14 protein-coding genes are annotated in these 18,854 nt (G+C 45.4%); 13 read left to right on the top strand and 1 reads right to left on the bottom strand.

The features are described 5' to 3' along the window. Positions 1–12 precede the first annotated feature (12 nt). On the top strand, positions 13–504 hold the full coding sequence (locus tag BUB11_RS10195) for an NADH-quinone oxidoreductase subunit B family protein (protein WP_073029648.1): 492 nt from the start codon (positions 13–15) through the stop codon (positions 502–504). A 183-nt stretch (positions 505–687) separates the two neighbouring features. Here the strand turns inward: BUB11_RS10195 and BUB11_RS10190 are convergent, their stop codons facing one another. Continuing rightward, positions 688–2,565, bottom strand: a complete 1,878-nt coding sequence (locus BUB11_RS10190; protein WP_073029647.1) for a sigma-54-dependent Fis family transcriptional regulator — start codon at positions 2,563–2,565, stop codon at positions 688–690. A 414-nt stretch (positions 2,566–2,979) separates the two neighbouring features. On the opposite strand from BUB11_RS10190, the gene BUB11_RS10185 reads away from it, so the two are divergent. The 12 genes from BUB11_RS10185 to BUB11_RS10130 all read left to right on the top strand — a co-directional run bounded on the left by BUB11_RS10185 (position 2,980) and on the right by BUB11_RS10130 (position 18,854). After that, positions 2,980–4,773, top strand: a complete 1,794-nt coding sequence (locus BUB11_RS10185) for an aldehyde ferredoxin oxidoreductase family protein (RefSeq protein ID WP_073029646.1) — start codon at positions 2,980–2,982, stop codon at positions 4,771–4,773. A 209-nt stretch (positions 4,774–4,982) separates the two neighbouring features. After that, positions 4,983–5,207 carry a MoaD/ThiS family protein gene (locus BUB11_RS10180; protein ID WP_073029645.1) on the top strand — a complete coding sequence of 75 codons (225 nt, stop codon included), beginning with the start codon at positions 4,983–4,985 and terminating at the stop codon, positions 5,205–5,207. Beyond that, the gene (locus tag BUB11_RS10175; RefSeq protein ID WP_073029644.1) at positions 5,208–5,900 is read left to right on the top strand and encodes a HesA/MoeB/ThiF family protein; all 693 of its coding nucleotides are present in this window, start codon (positions 5,208–5,210) and stop codon (positions 5,898–5,900) included. Between the two features lie 84 nt (positions 5,901–5,984). Continuing rightward, complete coding sequence (locus tag BUB11_RS10170) at positions 5,985–7,226, top strand: molybdopterin molybdotransferase MoeA (protein WP_073029643.1); 1,242 nt, start codon at positions 5,985–5,987, stop codon at positions 7,224–7,226. Positions 7,227–7,259: 33 nt separating this feature from the next. Next, positions 7,260–9,167, top strand: coding sequence for a molybdopterin biosynthesis protein (locus BUB11_RS10165; protein ID WP_073029642.1), 1,908 nt, complete (start codon positions 7,260–7,262; stop codon positions 9,165–9,167). Positions 9,168–9,589: 422 nt separating this feature from the next. Next, positions 9,590–12,316 (top strand): molybdopterin-dependent aldehyde oxidoreductase, encoded by a 2,727-nt coding sequence (locus tag BUB11_RS10160; RefSeq protein WP_073029641.1) that lies wholly within the window; start codon positions 9,590–9,592, stop codon positions 12,314–12,316. Positions 12,317–12,370: 54 nt separating this feature from the next. Then, positions 12,371–14,716 carry a pyridine nucleotide-disulfide oxidoreductase/dicluster-binding protein gene (locus BUB11_RS10155; protein WP_073029640.1) on the top strand — a complete coding sequence of 782 codons (2,346 nt, stop codon included), beginning with the start codon at positions 12,371–12,373 and terminating at the stop codon, positions 14,714–14,716. Beyond that, positions 14,713–14,925, top strand: a complete 213-nt coding sequence (locus BUB11_RS10150) for a DVU_1557 family redox protein (protein ID WP_073029639.1) — start codon at positions 14,713–14,715, stop codon at positions 14,923–14,925. Before BUB11_RS10155 ends, BUB11_RS10150 begins: the two co-directional genes overlap by 4 nt. A gap of 12 nt (positions 14,926–14,937) precedes the next feature. Next, the gene (locus BUB11_RS10145; RefSeq protein ID WP_073029638.1) at positions 14,938–15,384 is read left to right on the top strand and encodes a DVU_1555 family C-GCAxxG-C-C protein; all 447 of its coding nucleotides are present in this window, start codon (positions 14,938–14,940) and stop codon (positions 15,382–15,384) included. A gap of 5 nt (positions 15,385–15,389) precedes the next feature. Next, positions 15,390–16,145, top strand: coding sequence for a DVU_1556 family methyltransferase (gene trsM / locus BUB11_RS10140; RefSeq protein ID WP_073029637.1), 756 nt, complete (start codon positions 15,390–15,392; stop codon positions 16,143–16,145). Positions 16,146–16,158: 13 nt separating this feature from the next. Continuing rightward, positions 16,159–17,508: a radical SAM (seleno)protein TrsS gene (gene trsS / locus BUB11_RS10135; protein WP_073029636.1), complete on the top strand. Its 1,350-nt coding sequence runs from the start codon at positions 16,159–16,161 to the stop codon at positions 17,506–17,508. Positions 17,509–17,510: 2 nt separating this feature from the next. Then, positions 17,511–18,854 carry a DVU_1553 family AMP-dependent CoA ligase gene (locus BUB11_RS10130; protein ID WP_073029635.1) on the top strand — a complete coding sequence of 448 codons (1,344 nt, stop codon included), beginning with the start codon at positions 17,511–17,513 and terminating at the stop codon, positions 18,852–18,854.

The following is an 18,854-nucleotide window of genomic DNA, read 5'->3' as shown; positions in this document are numbered from 1 at the left end:
GGGGAGATAACATTGTTGAATTTGCTGCTCCGAAAACTAAAAATGGGACGTCTCACTGAGAAGGGCGGAAATTCGCTAACAAACCAAAAACCATCTAAATTGCCATCAAGCTTTAGGCAATCCCTACAAGCTCGGCATTTAGATTGTGGATCTTGTAATGGGTGTGATTGGGAACTAACAGCACTGGGTAACTCTTTTTATGATCATCAGCATTTAGGAATTGACTTTGTGGCGTCACCCCGTCATGCAGATCTCTTAATGTGTACTGGACCGGGTTCTACCCAGTTATTGATGGCTGCTCATGAAACCTATGAAGCGATGCCGAGGCCGAAATGGGTTGTTGCTGTCGGCGACTGTGCTATCGATGGTGGAGTATTCCGGGGAGCATATGCTTGTGAAGAAGGGATAGGTAAAGTTTTAACCGTAGATGTAGAGATTCCGGGCTGTCCTCCAAAACCTGAGGATATTATTAAGGCTTTGTTGGAGTTTATGGGGAAGAGATAACATCCTTTGGGACTTAGAACTTTGCTCTAGGGACCGTGGTGTGGGGACCAGAGAAACATAACAAAAAAGAAATATCCCTGGAGCTCGTTGTGGCTTCCAGGGATATTTCTTTTCATGATTGTTCAAGATACCTTCTGCAACTGTCATTTCTAAACAGGGGAACTAATCCCCATGTTTTGTTGTTTAAAACTTAATATCAAGCTCTTTTATCTTTCTGTAGAGCGTATTTCGTCCAATCCCAAGAAGCTTAGAGGCTGGCGCGATTTTTCCCTTGGTTTGGGTTAGTGCATAGAGGATTGCTTGTTTAGTATGTTGATTAAGCAAGGGTTCGGTTGAGGCTGACGATTCAGATTCGCCTAGGTTTTGCAGGATTTCGTCTGGTAAGTCAGCTATCGTTAGAAGAGGGCCTTCTGCTAAACCGACCATGCCCTCAATACAGTTTTCCAATTCTCGGACATTACCAGGCCAGTTATGGGACAATAAATGAGTATATACTTCCTCTTGAACCCCTAGTGGAGGAAGATCAAGGGATTTACATGTTTTATCGATAAAATACGGAACAAAGTCTAAAATGTCTTCAGAACGTTCGCGTAATGGAGGTAATTCTAAAGTGACGACTTTCAGGCGATAGTATAAATCCAGACGAAATTTTTCCGCAGCGACTAGGGCATTAAGGTCCTTGTGGGTTGCTGCAATAACTCGTACATCTATTTTAATCGACTTTGTATCTCCGATTCGAGAAACTTCTTTTTCTTGGAGTACTCGAAGGAGTGCAACTTGAACATTTAAAGGCATATCTCCAATTTCATCAAGGAAAATAGTCCCTTTGTTTGCTAATTCAAATTTACCGGGTTTTCCTCCCCTGCGCGCTCCAGTGAAGGCACCCTCAACATAGCCAAATAACTCACTTTCGATGAGTGAGGCTGGGAGTGAGGCACAGTTTAAGGCGACAAAAGGTCCTTCGCTGCGTGAGCTAAGTTGATGGATTGTATGAGAAATAATCTCCTTGCCAGTTCCGCTTTCTCCGTGAATGAGCACAGAAGAGTGGGTTGAGGCAATTTTGGAAGCTCGTGCCAAAGTTCGCTGGGAAAGCTGGCTGGTTCCTATCCACGTAATATTGGACAGAGGAGCTTTCTTTGAGATTTGCAACGTTCCTACTGCGCCCAGTGATTGACCGGCTTCATTGACTACCTGATTTAAGTGGGAGGTAATTTCTTTCCCTGAGCTATCTTTTAAATGGAGATTCAGGGAATGTCCGTTCAACATCCATCCTTTTGGTGTACTAAAAACTTCGCCAGCGAGTCGCCCAATGATATCTTCTTGTCTGCGGCCAAGCAGTCCGGCACCGTAGGAGTTGATGTTAGTAATGACGCCATTCTGATCAATAGCCAGAAATCCTTGTTGCAATAGTGAGGAAGCTAACTTGGACCCTTCTTGGTAAAATCTCAATTGGTTTTCCAGCTCGAAAAGTCGCAAGTTTTTTTCGATCATACTCGCACCCATCATGGCAATATTTAAAATCTTTTGACGGTCTGGATTAGCTTCACCGCTAATATCTAAAACCCCAAGAGGGATACCCTGGCTACTTTGAATTGGGGCAGCCCAACAGGCCAAAAATTGATTATCGTGTACAAAGTGCTCCCAACCAAAGACAGACATGGGGGCATTATCGCGGAGGGCAGTTCCAATGGCATTAGTCCCTCGGATTTCCTCACGCCAACTGGCACCGGGACTTAGATTTACTTTTTGAGCTTTACTCATAAAGGGCCCATCTCCGACGGCCTCGATGATGTAGCCATCGTTATCGCCCAACAGCACTGTATAATTAGTATTTCCAAGCAAGCTGAAAATGTAAGGCAAAACGGGTTCACTCGCTCTGATCAGGGTGTCTTGTGCCTCGCGGCGTTCACTTAAGCGTGGAGTAGAAAGAATATCCTGATGAGAAATTAGAGTATGGTCTACTTGATACTCAATGCTTCTTTGCCAGGAACGATAGATGGTAGGAGATACTTCGGATTCAACGCTCTCGCCATTTATAAAACGTTTCCAATAGTTATCCATATATCGCTTTCCCTTTCCTCTCTGACATGTTTTTTTTGTCTTTATAATTGTCACAATACCATATCTATTCAATTCAAACAACTAGTCCGAAAAATATAAATATTTCGTTAGTGTTCCGTATTGGAACACATTATCAAAGTAAACTGCTCAAATATGGAACGCTTTTAGTTCGGCATACCAATAATGTCCCGCTAAATATCCGTAGAGGGCACTTTTATGAAAATAAACTTGCTTGTTTTAATTTGTTCTAATTTGTTTTATTTTGATAGAGTTAGATTTATTTGAAAATTTAAAACTATTTTTTTGATTGTTAAAAATGGCATGAATATTGCTATATCTCTATATGAGAGAAAGATTTATTCTCTTAAGAAAAGGTTTAGTAAAAATATTTTATAGAAATAAGGGGGAAGATTCATGGGTGGGTATACTGGGAAAATATTAAGAATTAATCTCACAGAAGGAAAAACTAGTACTGAGCCGTTAAACATGGAACTTGCAAAGAAATATTTAGGCGGGCGGGGGCTTGCCGGCAAAATGTTTGCGGATGAGGTAGCTTCAGATGTAGATGCGCTGTCTCCTGGGAACAAGTTGTTCATTGCTTCCGGAGTGCTGACTGGTACAAACGCCCCAACTCCATCACGGTATATGGTTGTGACCAAGTCTCCTCTGAATGGGGTTATCGCATCTTCGAATTCTGGGGGATATTGGGGTGCAGAACTCAAATTTGCCGGTTATGATATGCTTGTCTTGGAAGGCAAGTCAGATCATCCTGTCTATATTTCCATTAAGGATGGACAAGTGGAAATCAAGGACGCAGGCAAGGTTTGGGGTAAGGATGTCTATGAGACAACTGATGCTTTAAAACAAGAATTTGGAGATGACAAAGCGAAAGTTCTAGCCATCGGACCGGCTGGGGAAAATCTTTCCTTAATGGCAGCGATTGTAAATGACCTCTATCGGGCTGCAGGGCGTACTGGGGTAGGCGCTGTTATGGGATCTAAAAACCTCAAAGGGATTGTAGTCCGCGGAACAGGAAAAGTAGAGAATGCGAATCCTGACCAAATGAAAGAAGTCGTTGCTAATTCCTTGAGGAAAATTCGGGAAAATGGCGTAACAGGACAAGGGCTCCCAACTTACGGATCGGCTGTGCTTGTCAATATTATCAATGAAACAGGAGTATATCCGGTCAATAACTTCCAAGGTTCCTATGATCCTGAGGCAGATTTAATCAGCGGAGAAACCTTGACTGAGAAATATTTACTTAAGAAGCATCCTTGCTATCGTTGCCCCATTGCCTGTGGCCGCTATAGTAAATGGGATGGCAAAGAAGGGGCAGGCCCAGAGTATGAAACTGCTTGGGTCTTTGGTTCGGACTGTGGTATCCATGACTTTGATGCAATTCATGAGGCCAATGATTTATGTAACAAACTAGGTTTAGACACTATTTCTGTCGGTGGAACAATCGCTGCGGGAATGGAACTCGTTCAGCGCGGCTACATTAAACCGGAAGAACTTGATGGTACACCGTTAGAGTTTGGCAATGCTAAAGGCATGGTTGAATGGGTACGAAAAATTGCTTATGTTGAAGGATTGGGAGCCAAAATGGCGATGGGTTCTTATAATCTAGCAGAAAGCTATGGCGCCCCGGAACTTTCAATGAGCGTTAAGAAGCAAGAACTGCCTGCCTACGATCCACGTGGCATACAAGGGCAAGCCTTATCCTATGCAACAAGCAATCGTGGAGGATGTCACGTTCGCGGGTACATGATTTCTCCGGAAATTTTGGGGCTTCCAGAAAAACTTGATCGTAATTCCCTCGAAGGAAAAGCGACATGGACTAAGATTTTCCAAGATCTCACAGCCGTTATTGATGCTGTAGGACTCTGTTTGTTCTCTTCCTTCGCACTGGGCTTAACTGATTATACGGCACTCGTAAATGCTGTGACTGGTTTTAATTATACCGATGAGGAGCTTCTAGCTTGTGGAGAACGAATTTGGAATATAGAGCGTTTACACAACCTGAAAGTTGGATACTCTGCTGCCGATGACACCTTGCCTAAACGACTATTAAACGATCCAATTCCTTCCGGTCCTTCAAAAGGACAAATGCATAACTTGCCTGAGCTTCTAGTACAGTACTATGCTGAACGCGGATGGGATAAAGCAGGTGTACCAACTCCAGAGCGTCTAAATATGCTGGGAATATAGGATTCTCAAGCATCGGTTAGAAATTCGAAACTAAAACTGTTGTTACGAACTTAGACTAGACGGTAATCGATGAACAAATATTGAGGGGGGACCTTTTCTTAGGGTCTCCCCTTGAAGTCATGGTATAATGGAACAAATAATCATCATCTGCAAGATGTGCAAATAACTATCGGCTTTCCAGGGTATATAACAGAGAGGGGGGGAGTGAAATGCGTGTGACGGTTAAACTATTTGCGACATTTCGAGATGGTCGTTTTAAAGTTGAAGAGAAAAATCTTTCAGAAGACAGTCGGGTTCTTGATATCCTCCAACTGTTAAATATTTCACCGGAAGAAGTCGCCATTTGTTTGGTTAATGGCAAGGATGTTAAGGAACAGCACCTCTTGAAGGATGGAGATACTATTGCACTCTTTCCACCTGTAGGAGGGGGCTAAATGACGATAGAAGGTCGTTACGTTCGAAACAAGAAAACTTTGACTGATGAGGATCAGCATAAATTAGCAAACTCATGCGTTGCAATCGTGGGTTGTGGAGGGCTTGGAGGGTATATAGCCGAAGAGCTCGCCCGAATCGGGGTTGGCCGATTAGTGCTGATTGATGGGGACCGCTTAGAGGTTAGTAATCTCAATCGCCAGATCATGGCGACCGAACTGAATATCGGGCAGTGGAAGGTGGAAGCTGCCCGGGACAGATTGCGCAGTGTAAATTCTGAGGTGAAAGTGGAAATTATTAAAGAGTGGTTTAAGGAGGAAAAGGGACCGGAAATGTTTCAAGAAGTCGACTTGGTTTTTGATGCTCTCGACTCCCTAGCTACTCGAGTCGAGTTGGAAAGGGTCTGTCACAGCCTTAAGTTACCACTGGTTTTTGCTAGCATTGCTGGGTGGTTTGGCCAAATAGGAGTTAGTTTACCCGGGGATTTTAGCGTCTTGCGCTTATTTGGGCGTGGGGAACGGGGAGTAGAGAGTACTTGGGGCAACCCTGCCTTCACCCCCGCTGTCTTAGCAAGCCTGAGTGTAGCAGAGGGTGTAAAATTATTGGCAGGACGTATGCCTGCCCTGCACAGGGCATGGTTGCAGGTGGATTTACTAACTATGGAATTTGAACGCTTTGAAATTAATAATACATAATTTTGTTTTGGGTTTACTATTTTAAAAATAAATTTTGCCTTATTCTAAATGACAAAAATATGATCGTGGAAGGTGTAATAGAGCATGGGAAGCAGCAGTGAATTATTTAAGGTCCAAACGTTGGCTGAGGCAATCGACTCATTAAAACCCTATGTTCTCTCATTTTACCAGCGGGCAGAAAAGATACCTTTGGCTGAATCACTGGGACGTATTCTAACGCAGGATATTCCGGCGACCTGTGTCTTGCCTCATTTTCGTAAATCTACGATGGATGGGATGGCTGTTCGAGCGGCAGATACATTTGGTGCCAGTGAAAGTATGCCAGCCTTAATAGAGTGTCGTGGCGAAATACGAATGGGTGAGGCTCCCTCAAAACCACTGGAACAGGGGACGGGTCTACTAATGCCCACAGGCGGAATGCTTCCTGAGGGAGCGGATGCAGTTGTGATGGTTGAACGGCTTGAACACTTTGGTGAAACTCTTTATGGTGTCACGAAGGCCGTTGCACCTGGGGAAAATCTCATTGACATTGGGGAAGATCTGGTCGAAGGGGAAATTATCCTTTCTGAATTTACGCGAATCAGAGCCCAGGAAATGGGACTCCTGGCGTCTCTTGGGCTGGCTTATGTTCCGGTATTGCCCCGTTTTCACGTCGGGATTCTTTCGACTGGGGATGAAATCATTCCTCCTGAACAAGAACCTTTGCCTGGTCAGTCAAGAGATATTAACGGCTATACCTTGCTGGGTCAGGCCTTAGCAAGCGGTGCAGATGCTCGCTATTACGGAATAGTTAAAGATGATTTGGCAGAGCTCCGTAAAATGCTTGCCCAGATGTTAAAGGAAAATGATGTTGTTTTGCTCTCCGGCGGGAGTTCGGTGGGGTTACGCGATTTATCGGCCCAACTTATCGGCGAATTAGGAGAGCCGGGACTGCTTTTTCATGGTTTAGCACTTAAGCCAGGTAAGCCTACGATCGGTGGGGTGGTTGATGGCAAATTAATTTTCGGACTTCCGGGACATCCTGCCTCGGCGATGGTCGTTTTTGACACACTCGTTCGGCCGTTGTTGGATGGTTCTTTGTTAAACCCCCAAGTTGATCCTCTGCCAAAAGGAACTTTATCCCAAAACTTATATTCAGGAAGCGGCCGTGAGGAGTTTGTACGAGTTAGGCTCATACCGAAGGGTGAAGGATGGCAGGTTGAGCCGGTTCGAGGAAAATCCGGCTTAATAAGAACAATGGTACTAGCTGATGCCATAGTACACATTCCCTTAGATACAGAAGGTATTGAAGCAGGGAAAGAGGTCTCTTTCCGGCTCTTGCGTTAAAATATAACTGTCTTGAAGAGGAGGTAAAGAAACTTGGAACGACAAATATATCTTGAAAATACGGCTTGGCAAGAAGGTCTAAAGTTAATGATGGACAAGCTTTCCGGGCGTTGTCTTCCCCAAAACGAATCGATAGATGTTCGTTTAGCATTGCATAGAATCACGGGGGCGATTGTCAGAGCCAAAAAAAGTTCGCCTCATTTTGCGGCTTCAGCGATGGACGGATATGCTGTTAGGGCTAAGGATACCCATGGAATCTCGGAGCGTGAGCCTCGTTGGTTAGAACTTGGAGTTCAAGCAATTCAAGTAGATACTGGTGATCCGCTTCCTGAAGGAATGGATGCAGTCGTCATGCTCGAAGATGTCTTGGAGTTGGGCGAAAAGGGAATTCTGCTCCAAGCGCCTATCGTTCCTTGGAATCATGTTCGCCCTGTCGGGGAGGATATTGTTGAAGGGGAAGTGCTGCTGCCTATTCATCACCGCATTAGGCCACAAGACCAGGGAGCATTACTGGCTGCTGGGGTCATAGAGGTTGAAGTCCGATGTAAACCACGGGTAGGAATCTTGCCGACAGGTGATGAAATTCGACCGGTGGAAGTTGATTTGCAGGTGGGAGATATTGTAGACAGTAATTCGACAGTGCTTGCTTCCTTAGTGGAAGAATGGGGTGGATCTGCAACGATATGGCCCATTACACCAGATAAACAAGAGCAACTGGAAGCTGCAATCTTGCAAATGGCAGCTTCTCAGGATATTCTAGTCATCATTGCCGGATCATCCCAGGGGCGGGACGATTATACGTCTCATTTAGTTGGCAAGCATGGAACCCTTTATCTGCATGGTGTTGCCATTAAACCAGGCAAACCTGTTGTTTTAGGAGAAGTTCAAGATAAGCCTGCTATTGGGATTCCGGGCTATCCGGTGTCGGCTTACTTGACCGCGCATTTATTTTTGGAACCTTGGGTGAAGCATTATCAAGGTTTGGGTAAAGATACTCAGACTTCCTTAGATGCTGTGATCAGTAAAAAAGTCTTTTCCTCACTCGGCAGCGAAGAGTTCGTGAGGGTTAAGGTGGGGAAAGTCGGAGAGCGTTGGGTCGCCGCTCCTTTGAGCAGAGGAGCGGGTGTCACCATGAGCTTGGTACGGGCGGATGGGATGCTCCGGGTTCCTCGCTTACAGGAAGGGTTTCACGAGGGAGAAACAGTGCCAATAGAACTTTTGCGCCCTATTTCGGAGTTGGAAGAAACTCTCGTATGCATTGGCTCCCATGATCTTACCCTGGATGTTTTAAGCAGTCATATGAAGGCTAGAGGCGGGTATGGGGGGATTGCTTCAGCACATGTAGGGAGTCTTGCAGGAATTCTGTCCTTGCGCAAAGAGGAAGCCCATTTCGCAGGAATTCACTTGCTTGATCCTGAGACAGGGGAATACAATCACGCCTATTTAAAACGGTTTTTACCGGGAAGAGATATCGCCTTGATGAACCTGGTCTATAGGACTCAAGTTCTTATCGTACCCAAAGGTAACCCCCTGAATATTAAGACCCTGGCGGATTTTACTAAGCAGGGTGTTCGATTTATTAATCGTCAGGGCGGTTCCGGGACACGAGTGCTTTTTGATTTCTTGCTTCAGCAACAAGGGCTTAGCAAAGAGCAAATTTTAGGGTATGAGCGAGAAGAATTTACGCATTTAGCGGTTGCTATAGCAGTTGCCTCGGGGGCAGCCGATGTTGGATTGGGTATTCAAAGTGCGGCGGAAGCCTTGGGCCTAGACTATGTTGTCATTGGAGAAGAACGATATGATCTGGCAATTCCGCGCGAATACCTTGAGGAACCCCGCATGAAGGCGATGATTTCTGTTATCCAAAGCAAGGCCTTCCAAGAGGACGTTCTGGCACTTGGCGGGTATGATGTTCGAGAGACTGGGGTATTTTACGCCTAATCAATCGCTTTCGTCTTTAATATTGTCGATAATTTAAATTTAAAGGCACCTTCCTAATGATGGGGAGGTGCTTTTAAATTTGTACGGTGATAGGTCAAGAGCGAATGCTCCATGTATATATTCCACAATTTGGCTATTACTTTTCGACAAATTGTTCTAATTAATAGTGCTGTTTTATGTGTGGAAATACATCTGGATCGGCAAATATGGAATTGTCGAAATATTGGCATGAATATTGCATAGATCATAAGTATATCCAAGTAGAACAAATAATATCAAACTAAACCAAATTAAAAAATTGTCGCTAATGACAAGAGAAAAAGAAATGGAGGTTTGGAAATTCGACAAGACAATAACTCGATAGACTTAATGAAGTAACCAGAACAGAGAGTAAATGTGATTCAGAAAAGGAGAGAAAAAGATTGATTAAAAAACATGTCATTATTAACGGTGTCCCTCAGACATTGATAGTAGATGGTGAAGTTACCCTAGCCAATGTGTTGCGTGGGCAACTGCACATGACCGGAACGAAAATTGGATGCGGAAAAGCTCAATGCGGTGCCTGTTCTGTCATTGTGGATGGAAAAGTCATTCGGTCTTGTGTTACAAAAATGAAAAGAGTAGCTGATGATGCTCAGATTACTACGATTGAAGGCGTAGGTACCAAGAAGAACTTACATCCCGTACAGCTGGCCTGGATGGTCCATGGGGCTGCTCAATGCGGTTTCTGCAGTCCCGGATTTATTGTTTCTGCTAAACAACTCTTAGATGATAATAGCAATCCTACAAGAGAAGACGTCCGCGACTGGTTCCAAAAACACAGAAATGCCTGCCGTTGCACAGGCTACAAACCCCTGGTTGATGCGGTTATGACTGCAGCCAAGTTGATTCGCGGCGAGATGAAGACCGAAGACCTATGGGAAAAACTGCCGCCCAGTGGCTCCATCTGGGGAAGCAATTACATTCGTCCATCCGCTTTGGCCAAGGTTACCGGTACTTGTGACTTTGGCGCAGATTTAGGGGTTAAAATGCCTTGTGGTACTTTGCAGTTAAAACTGGTTCAGGCCAAGGTTTCTCATGCCAATATTATATCTATCGATACCTCTGAAGCTGAAAAAATGCCTGGTGTATATAAAGTTATCACCCATAAAGATGTCAAAGGCAAAAACCGGATTACCGGCTTAATCACCTTCCCGAATAACAAAGGGGATGGTTGGGACAGGCCGATCCTTTGCGACGAAAAAGTGTTCCAATTTGGTGACGCCATCGCCATTGTAGCAGCCGATACCGCTGAGCATGCTCAAGCTGCAGTTGACAAAGTTAAGGTAGAGTTGGAAATTCTCCCTGCCTACATGAGTGCCCCGGCAGCCATGGCAGACGATGCTATCGAGATTCATCCCGGAACTCCTAACGTTTATTGGGAAACCAAGGTGATTAAAGGCGAGGAAACAGCTCCTCTGATGGAAAAAGCAGATATAGTTGTTCAAGACGACTTTTATGTAGGACGCCAGCCCCACCTGCCCATCGAGCCTGACGTTGGTTTTGCCTTTATTGATGAAGAGGACCGCGTAGTGATTCATTCCAAAAGCATCGGCATTCATCTCCATCAGGCTATGATTGCCCCGGGGCTCGGACTGGAACTAGACAAATTGGTTATCGTACAAAATCCCTCTGGCGGAACCTTTGGTTATAAGTTCAGCCCAACCATAGAAGCCTTACTTGGAGTAGCTGCGATAGCTACAGGTAAACCTGTATTCCTGGAGTTTGACTACTATCAACAAATTACTTACACAGGGAAACGTTCACCGTTCTTTATCAATCTTAAATACGGGGCTACTAAAGAAGGTAAACTGGTTGCCATGGAAGCCGATTGGAGCTGCGATCATGGTCCTTATTCCGAGTTTGGCGATCTGGTTACCCTGAGGGGCAGCCAATTCATTGGTGCCGGTTATATGATTCCCAATATTCGCAGCAATGGCCGCACAGTCTGCACAAACCATGCTTGGGGTTCGGCTTTCCGGGGTTACGGATCTCCGCAGAGCCTGTTTGCAACCGAGGTATTGATGGATGAACTGGCGGAAAAACTAGGGATGGATCCCTTTGAGCTGCGTTACAAAAACGTATACAGACCCGGAGATACTACTCCTACCGGCAGTGAGCCTGACGTACACAGTATGGTGGAGATAATGGATAAACTTAAGCCTCTCTATGATGCAGCTAAGAAAAAGGCCGAAGCTGAATCCACTGCCGACAAGAAACGCGGCGCCGGCATCTCTCTCGGCGTCTACGGTGCCGGTCTGGATAACCCCGACGGTTCAGAGGCTTGGGCTGATTATACGGAAACCGGTGTCACAATTTTCAACGGTTGGGAAGATCACGGCCAAGGTGCGGACATGGGGACACTGGCTACTTCCCATGAGGCGTTGCTTCCCTTGGGAATTAAACCTGAACAAATCAAATTGGTCATGAATGACACCTCTAAAGTTCCAGCCAGCGGACCTGCCGGTGGCAGCCGCTCGCAAGTAATGACCGGCAATGCCATCAAAATTGCTTGCGAAGAACTGTTAAAAGCAATTCAAAAACCCGATGGAACTTACCGTACCTATGCAGAACAGGTTGCAGCAGGGTTACCAACCCACTTTGTAGGCAAATATAGCACTCCAGCCGGGTATAATGGTTGTGACCTCGAAACCGGACAAGGAGTCCCTTTCACCACTTATATGTATGCAGCGTTCCTCTCTGAAGTGGAAGTGGATGTCAAGACAGGTAAAACCAAGGTTCTTGGCATGAACGGAATATTTGATGTTGGCACCCTTGCTAATAAGCTAGTCGTTGACGGGCAAATGTTTGGCGGAATGGTACAAGGTATTGGCTTGGCCCTCAGCGAAGATTTCGAAGATCTTAAAAAGCATATCGATCTGGTTAGTTGCGGTCTGCCCTTCATTAAAGACGCACCTGACAAACTTGTCGTCGATTATGTGATGACTCCAAGAGAACATGGTCCCTTCGGAGCTTCTGGTGCTGGTGAAGCACCGCTGACCTCTCCTCATGCTTCCATCATTAATGCAATTACAAATGCCTGCGGGGTAAGGATTACCAAGTTACCAGCCCTGCCAGAAAAAGTACTTGCCGGACTAAAGGCTCAGTAATAATTAGTTTTACCACAGGGGACCAAAAAATGTTTACACAAGTTTAGGTTCCCTGTGGTTACCCACAGAGCAAATATTTATAAAGAAGTTGGTGCTGCTATGGATCAGGTTGAACTGAGAAGGCTAGAAAGTAAGTGCAGCCAAGAAAATCCTCCCGCTTGTACAGCTGGGTGTCCAATCCATGTAGATGTTCGTAAGCTGATGCTGGCCATTCAAAATCAAGACTGGAAAAGCGCCGCATCAATACTACAGCAGAAACAGCCTTTTCCGGGAATCATTAGCAGGATTTGTGACCATCCCTGTGAGGATGTGTGTAAACGTAAAGATGTTGGAGCAACCGTAGCTATTTCTAACTTAGAAAGATTCTGTCTGGAAAACCATGCTCCCAAAATTGCCACTGTCGGAGCTGTTCCCCCTAAAAGCCAGACCGTTGCGGTGGTTGGCAGTGGGTTAAGAGGCCTGACTACAGCCTATGACCTAGCACGAAAAGGGTACATCGTTACTTTGTTTGAAAAATCAGATCGCTTGGGCGGAAACTTGTGGAAACATCCGGAGCAACAACTTCCAGCTCAGGTAATTGCGAACGAACTTTCAGTTTTGAATCGTCCAAATGTGACAATTGAGAGTAATACAGTAATAACCCGACAGGATTTGTCTCAACTAAAAGAACGGTTTGATGCTTTATATATTGGCTTTGCTGCACAATCTGAAGACGCCTTGGAACTGTTGGGTGAGAATAGCACAGTTGACCCGATAAGCTGCACTACGCCAATAGCAGGTGTATTTGCTGGTGGACAGCTTGGCAATAATTCTCCAATCAATGCTGTTGCTGATGGCCGGAGAGGTGCAGTATCTATCGACAGGTACCTGCAAGGAGCCTCTCTAACTGCCTCCCGCGATCGCGAAGGGGCCTTCGAATCGAAACTATTCGTCAACGTGAACAAAATCCCATCCCTGCCTGCTGTACCCATGAGTCATGAATCCGGGGGTTACACTGGCGAAGAAGCTGTCCGGGAAGCCGGTAGGTGCTTAAATTGTCAATGCCTTGAATGTGTAAAAGCCTGCAAATATTTGGAGTCCTATGGTGGTTATCCCAAAAAATATTTGCGGGAAATATACAATAACGAATCTATTGTCATGGGCACACGCCACGCCAACAAGATGATTAATTCCTGCACGCAGTGTGGGTTGTGCGCTGAAGTATGTCCGAATGATCTAGACATGGGACAGGTTTGTCTTGCATCCCGGGAAAGTATGGTTAGGAGAGGGAAAATGCCTCCCTCAGCCCATGATTTTGCCCTGCGGGATATGGCTTTTAGTAACAGCGAACAATTTGCTTTGACTAGACATCAACCAGGGTTCAATTCCAGCAAATACGTTTTCTTTCCAGGCTGTCAATTGAGCGGCTCATCTCCGGAACATGTGGAAAAAGTATATGCCTATTTAACAGAACAGCTTGCCGGAGGAGTAGGGCTGATGTTGCGCTGCTGCGGCGCTCCTGCGCATTGGGGTGGTAATCAGGGACAGTTTCAAACCAGCTTCGAGGAGATGGTTGCGGAATGGGAGAGCTTGGGTAAACCGCAGCTGATCGTAGCCTGTTCTACCTGTCACAGTATGTTTCGAGAAAAATTACCCGGAGTTGTCTCTCTTTGGGAACTAATAAAAGATATGGATTTACCCATTCAAGGGGCCGGTGCTAATTACGGTAAAGTAGCTGTACAGGATCCCTGTACTACCAGATACGAACAAGGAATACATGAAGCAGTTCGCCATATCTTACTCAGGCTAGGTTGTGAAATTGAAGAATTGCCTTATAGTAAAGAACTAACCAAGTGTTGCGGCTTTGGCGGCCTAACAGCCTTCGCCAATCCGGGACTTGCGCAGCAGATCGTTGAAAATAGGATAAAAGAAAGCACAGCGGACTATGTAGCCTACTGTGCCATGTGTAGAGATAGATTTGCTGCTCATGGTAAGCGTACACTACATTTATTAGATCTCATTTTTGCTGATGATCTGCAAAATGCTGCCACCAGACCTGATTCGGGATTTTCTCAACGGCATGAGCATCGGGCAAGACTCAAAAGAACGTTACTGCATAAGTTCTGGCAAACGCCGCAGGAAAGGGAAAGGGGTTATAGGACTATAAAAATAATATGCAATGAAGAAATAAGTAAGCTTATGGAAGAAAGACTAATTTTGATCGAAGATGTTCAGCAGGTAATAGAACATGCGGAAGGCACGGGAAGCAAATTTATCAATCCGGATAACGGCAACTATTTAGCCTATTTTCGCCCGGCCAGAGTGACATATTGGGTTGAATACCAACCTCAAGAGGATGGTTTTGTAGTCTTGAACGCCTATAGCCACCGGATGGAAATTGTTGAGGAAGTGAAGCCATGAATAAGACAGCAAATCTGCCGCCCAAACCTGTATGGAAGTGCGGAAAATGTGGTGGTGAACTAAAGCATGGTACGGTAAAAATAACCTATCTAGGAAATGATCTTAGAGTTGAAGAATTAAAATGCCTTAATTGCGGCTTGGTGTTGATCACTGAAGAGCTGGCTTTAGGCAAAATGTTTGAAGTAGAACAAAGCCTTGAGGATAAGTAGAGGGGGAGCAAGATGGCGGTCGATGCCTTTCGCCTTTTTCAATTGGCCACTCAGGGATTCTGCTGCAGTCAGATAATGTTAATTCTCGGTTTAGATGAACAAGGAAAGGAAAACCCCGACTTAATTAAAGCAATGCAAGGATTATGCGGTGGTATAGGCAGGTCGGGGAAAACCTGTGGTGCACTAACCGGGGGGGCATGTTTAATAGGTTTGAACGCAGGGAAGGGTAGTGCCAGCGAATTCAGCCACGCCAAAATTCACCGTATGATTAATGTCTTACTGGAGTGGTTTGAAGAAACCCATGGGAGTATCGAATGCTCAGGAATTTTAGATCACTCTCTGGATGAGGGCAATGAGTATCCTGTACAATGCGGCAATATTGTTTCAACCACCTTTAGTAAGGTATATGAAATTTTAGCGGTCTATGCCGAAGACCCTGAGTCGATGGACGAGGATTAAAGACTATGAAAAATGATACGTTTAAATTGTATGAGAGTGACCTGCTGAGTCAGACCACAGGGGATACTTTGAGACCGGGCGGGTTTGCTTTAACCGACCTGGGAATCGGAAAATGTGACTTGCTCCCGGGAGCACGGGTCCTGGATGTAGGGTGCGGCAGCGGTGCAACGGTAGAACGTTTAGTTTCTCAGTATCAGCTCCAAGCCATAGGGTTGGATTCTTCAGAGGTATTGCTAGAGAGCGGAAAGAAGAGGAATCCGGACTTAAACCTGATACGAGGGCTGGGGGAAGACCTGCCCTTTCCAGTGAACCACATGGATGGGGTGCTGGCTGAGTGTGCCTTGTCTGTGATGGAGGACCTGGATCAAGTTCTCAACGAAATTTTTAGGGTGCTTAAACCGAGGGGATGGTTGCTCGTAAATGATGTATATGCACGCAATCCTGAGGGTCTCCAAGGGCTTCGGGAGCTCAAGATTGACTCTTGTATCCGAAGAGCGTTACCCAAGGAGCAATTCGTTAATAAGCTTGTCGAACAAGGGTTTAAGATCGTTGATTGGACGGATCATACTAACCTATTGACCCAGCTGACGGTTGATCTAATCATGGCCCATGGCTCAATGACCCAGTTTTGGCTTAAGACCTCTTCATGCTCATGCTCTGGCGCAGACTCGGTTGAGCCCAGCCTGGTTCAGGTTGCGTTAAAGCAGGCGAAGATGGGATATTTTCAACTAATTGCCCAAAAGGATGATCACTGCAGTTAGAGAGGGATAGCATATGGACATAATGGATAAATGTTTGATTACCACGGCCGAGAGTTCGTGTACCGAGAGTTTGTGTCCTGAATGTTTGCAGAGGATTCCAGCGCAAAGAGTGGTTCAGGGAGAAAAGGTTTATATGGTGAAACAATGCCCTGAACACGGGGAGTATCGAACTCTGCTTTGGCGGGGGAACCCTCAATGGGATTTATGGGTCAGACCAACGATTCCAACCCCTCCCAAGGAGTGTTTTACCAAGGTTGAAAAAGGTTGTCCTTTTGATTGCGGCTTATGTGAAGATCATTACAAGACGACTTGTACAGCTTTAATAGAAGTTACCCAGCGTTGTAATTTAAACTGCCGATTTTGTTTTGCTAATGCAGGAACTGAGCTCGACGAACCTTCCTTGGCGGTCATAGAAGGGTGGTACAAAAACGTCCTTGCTGCCAGCGGCCCTGTCAATATTCAGTTATCCGGCGGTGAGCCAACCCTCAGAAATGACTTGCCGGCAATACTGGAGATGGGAAGGACATTGGGTTTTAACTTCATCCAGCTTAACACCAATGGCTTGCGACTGGCGGAAGATCCTGGCTTTGTGGGCCGCTTGAAGGAAGCTGGTCTTAGTTCCGTGTTTTTGCAATTTGACGGTACAGAGGATTCGATTTATCAGGCAATCAGGGGTCGCAGGCTCTTTGAGGTTAAAGCCAAAGCGATAGAGAACTGTGCCCAACATGGGATTGGGGTTGTGTTAGTACCTACCCTGATACCGGGGATAAACACTCATAATATCGGAGGAATCATCAAGTTTGCCCTGGAAAATCTTCCTGCAGTCCGAGGGGTGCACTTTCAACCTGTCAGTTATTTTGGGAGAATTCCTAAAGAACCCCTGGATCAAGACCGGATCACACTCCCCGAAGTCATTCAAGCCATCGAGGAACAGACGGATGGACTCATCAAAGCAGCCAACCTGAAACCTCACAATGGACGCTGTTCTTTTAGCGGCAACTTCACGAGACAACAGGATGGCAGCTTGAAAGCAATTATCAATAATTCGTGCTGTGCCGGACCGGAGCGAGCGGATGAATTAGCCAGAAAAACACGAACCTTTGTGGCCAGGCAGTGGTCAGGAGCAGAAAAGCTAACAATTGAGTCTCCCGTTAATAACTCATGGGATAATCTAATCCAACAGCTAAAAACCTATGCTTTTTCCATCAGCGGTATGGCCTTTCAAGACGTGTGGAATCTGGATATTGACAGATTAAAGAATTGCTGTATTCATGTGGTAAGCCCTGAAGGCAAGTTAATTCCTTTTTGCGCCTATAACCTCACGGATAAGTTTGGGCACTCAATTTATCGAAGGGAGAGATAGGCTTGGGCATTAAAACCACCTCCCTGGAGGGTTGGATAAAGCACAAGATTACCGGAGAAAGTTCAGGCGTCTTAACCCGAAAGTTGATTGAGGACTATCAGTTGGGCAAACTTCAAGAAACATTCAACTTGGTAAGCAGTAAAAGTCGATTTTATCAACGTTTGTACTCTGGAGTAGATTGTAAGCTGTCAAGTTTACAAGACATCTCAAAACTGCCCTTTACTTCAGCCGAAGATTTAAAGGATAATCCTCACGATTTCTTGTGTGTTCCTCAAAATGAGATCGACAGGATTGTCACTTTGCAGAGTTCCGGTACCACGGGTAAACCTAAACGTCTGTTCTTTACTGAGGCGGATCAGGAATTGACTATCGATTTTTTTCACCATGGCATGTTAACCCTGGTAAAGCCCGAGGACAGGGTTTTGATAATGTTACCCGGAGATACACCGGGAAGTGTCGGGGATTTATTGCGTATAGGTTTAGAAAGAGCAGGAGCAACAGGATTTGCTCATGGTCTGGTTACGAATCCAGAGTCCACCCTGGCACAAATTAAACGGGACAATATCAACGTATTAGTAGGGATACCTACTCAAGTATTGAGTTTAGCGAGGTATAAAGACTCCCAGGGCAACGCTCCCTCTTTGAGTTTGAGAAATGTTTTATTAAGTACAGACCATGTACCTTGGGCTATTGTGCAAGAACTCGAAAGGGCATGGGGGTGTAAGGTGTTTAATCACTATGGCATGACTGAGATGGGGTTGGGAGGCGGACTGGAATGTGAGGGCTTCTGTGGTTACCACCTCAGGGAAGCAGATCTCTTTATCGAAATTATCGATCCCAGTTCAGGGCTGCCGGTTGTGGATGGGCAACTGGGCGAGATAGTCTTTAGCACTTTAACCAGGTCAGCTATGCCTTTAATTCGTTATCGTACGGGTGATATTTCTAGGTTTCTGATAGGCCCTTGTACCTGCCACACGGTACTAAAGCGACTGGAACGAATAAAGTCCAGAGAAAAGGTTTATCTGACTTCAGCCGATTTCTTAACCATGGCAGACTTTGATGAGGTTTTGTTTGCCCTTGATAACGTTCTTGATTTTGAGGTGTCCCTAACAGAGAGCCTGCTAGAAAAAGCAAACTACTTACAACTCGATATTCAGCTAAAGGGACCTGTTTCCTTTGAAGCGAAAAGAAATGTTCAACTGGCTTTAGATAAAATCCCTGTACTAAGAGGTGCCAAAGAGAGTGGCAGTTTGAGGGTGCTCTTTTATCTATTCTCAAGCTCTGAAGTGACAGTTAGAAAAAGTACAGCTAAACGACAGATTCAAGACAAGAGAGGGAGTGCCTAA

The organism is Desulfosporosinus lacus DSM 15449 (assembly GCF_900129935.1).
GTDB classification, from domain to species: domain Bacteria; phylum Bacillota; class Desulfitobacteriia; order Desulfitobacteriales; family Desulfitobacteriaceae; genus Desulfosporosinus; species Desulfosporosinus lacus.
This window is presented reverse-complemented; position numbering and strand designations above follow the sequence as displayed.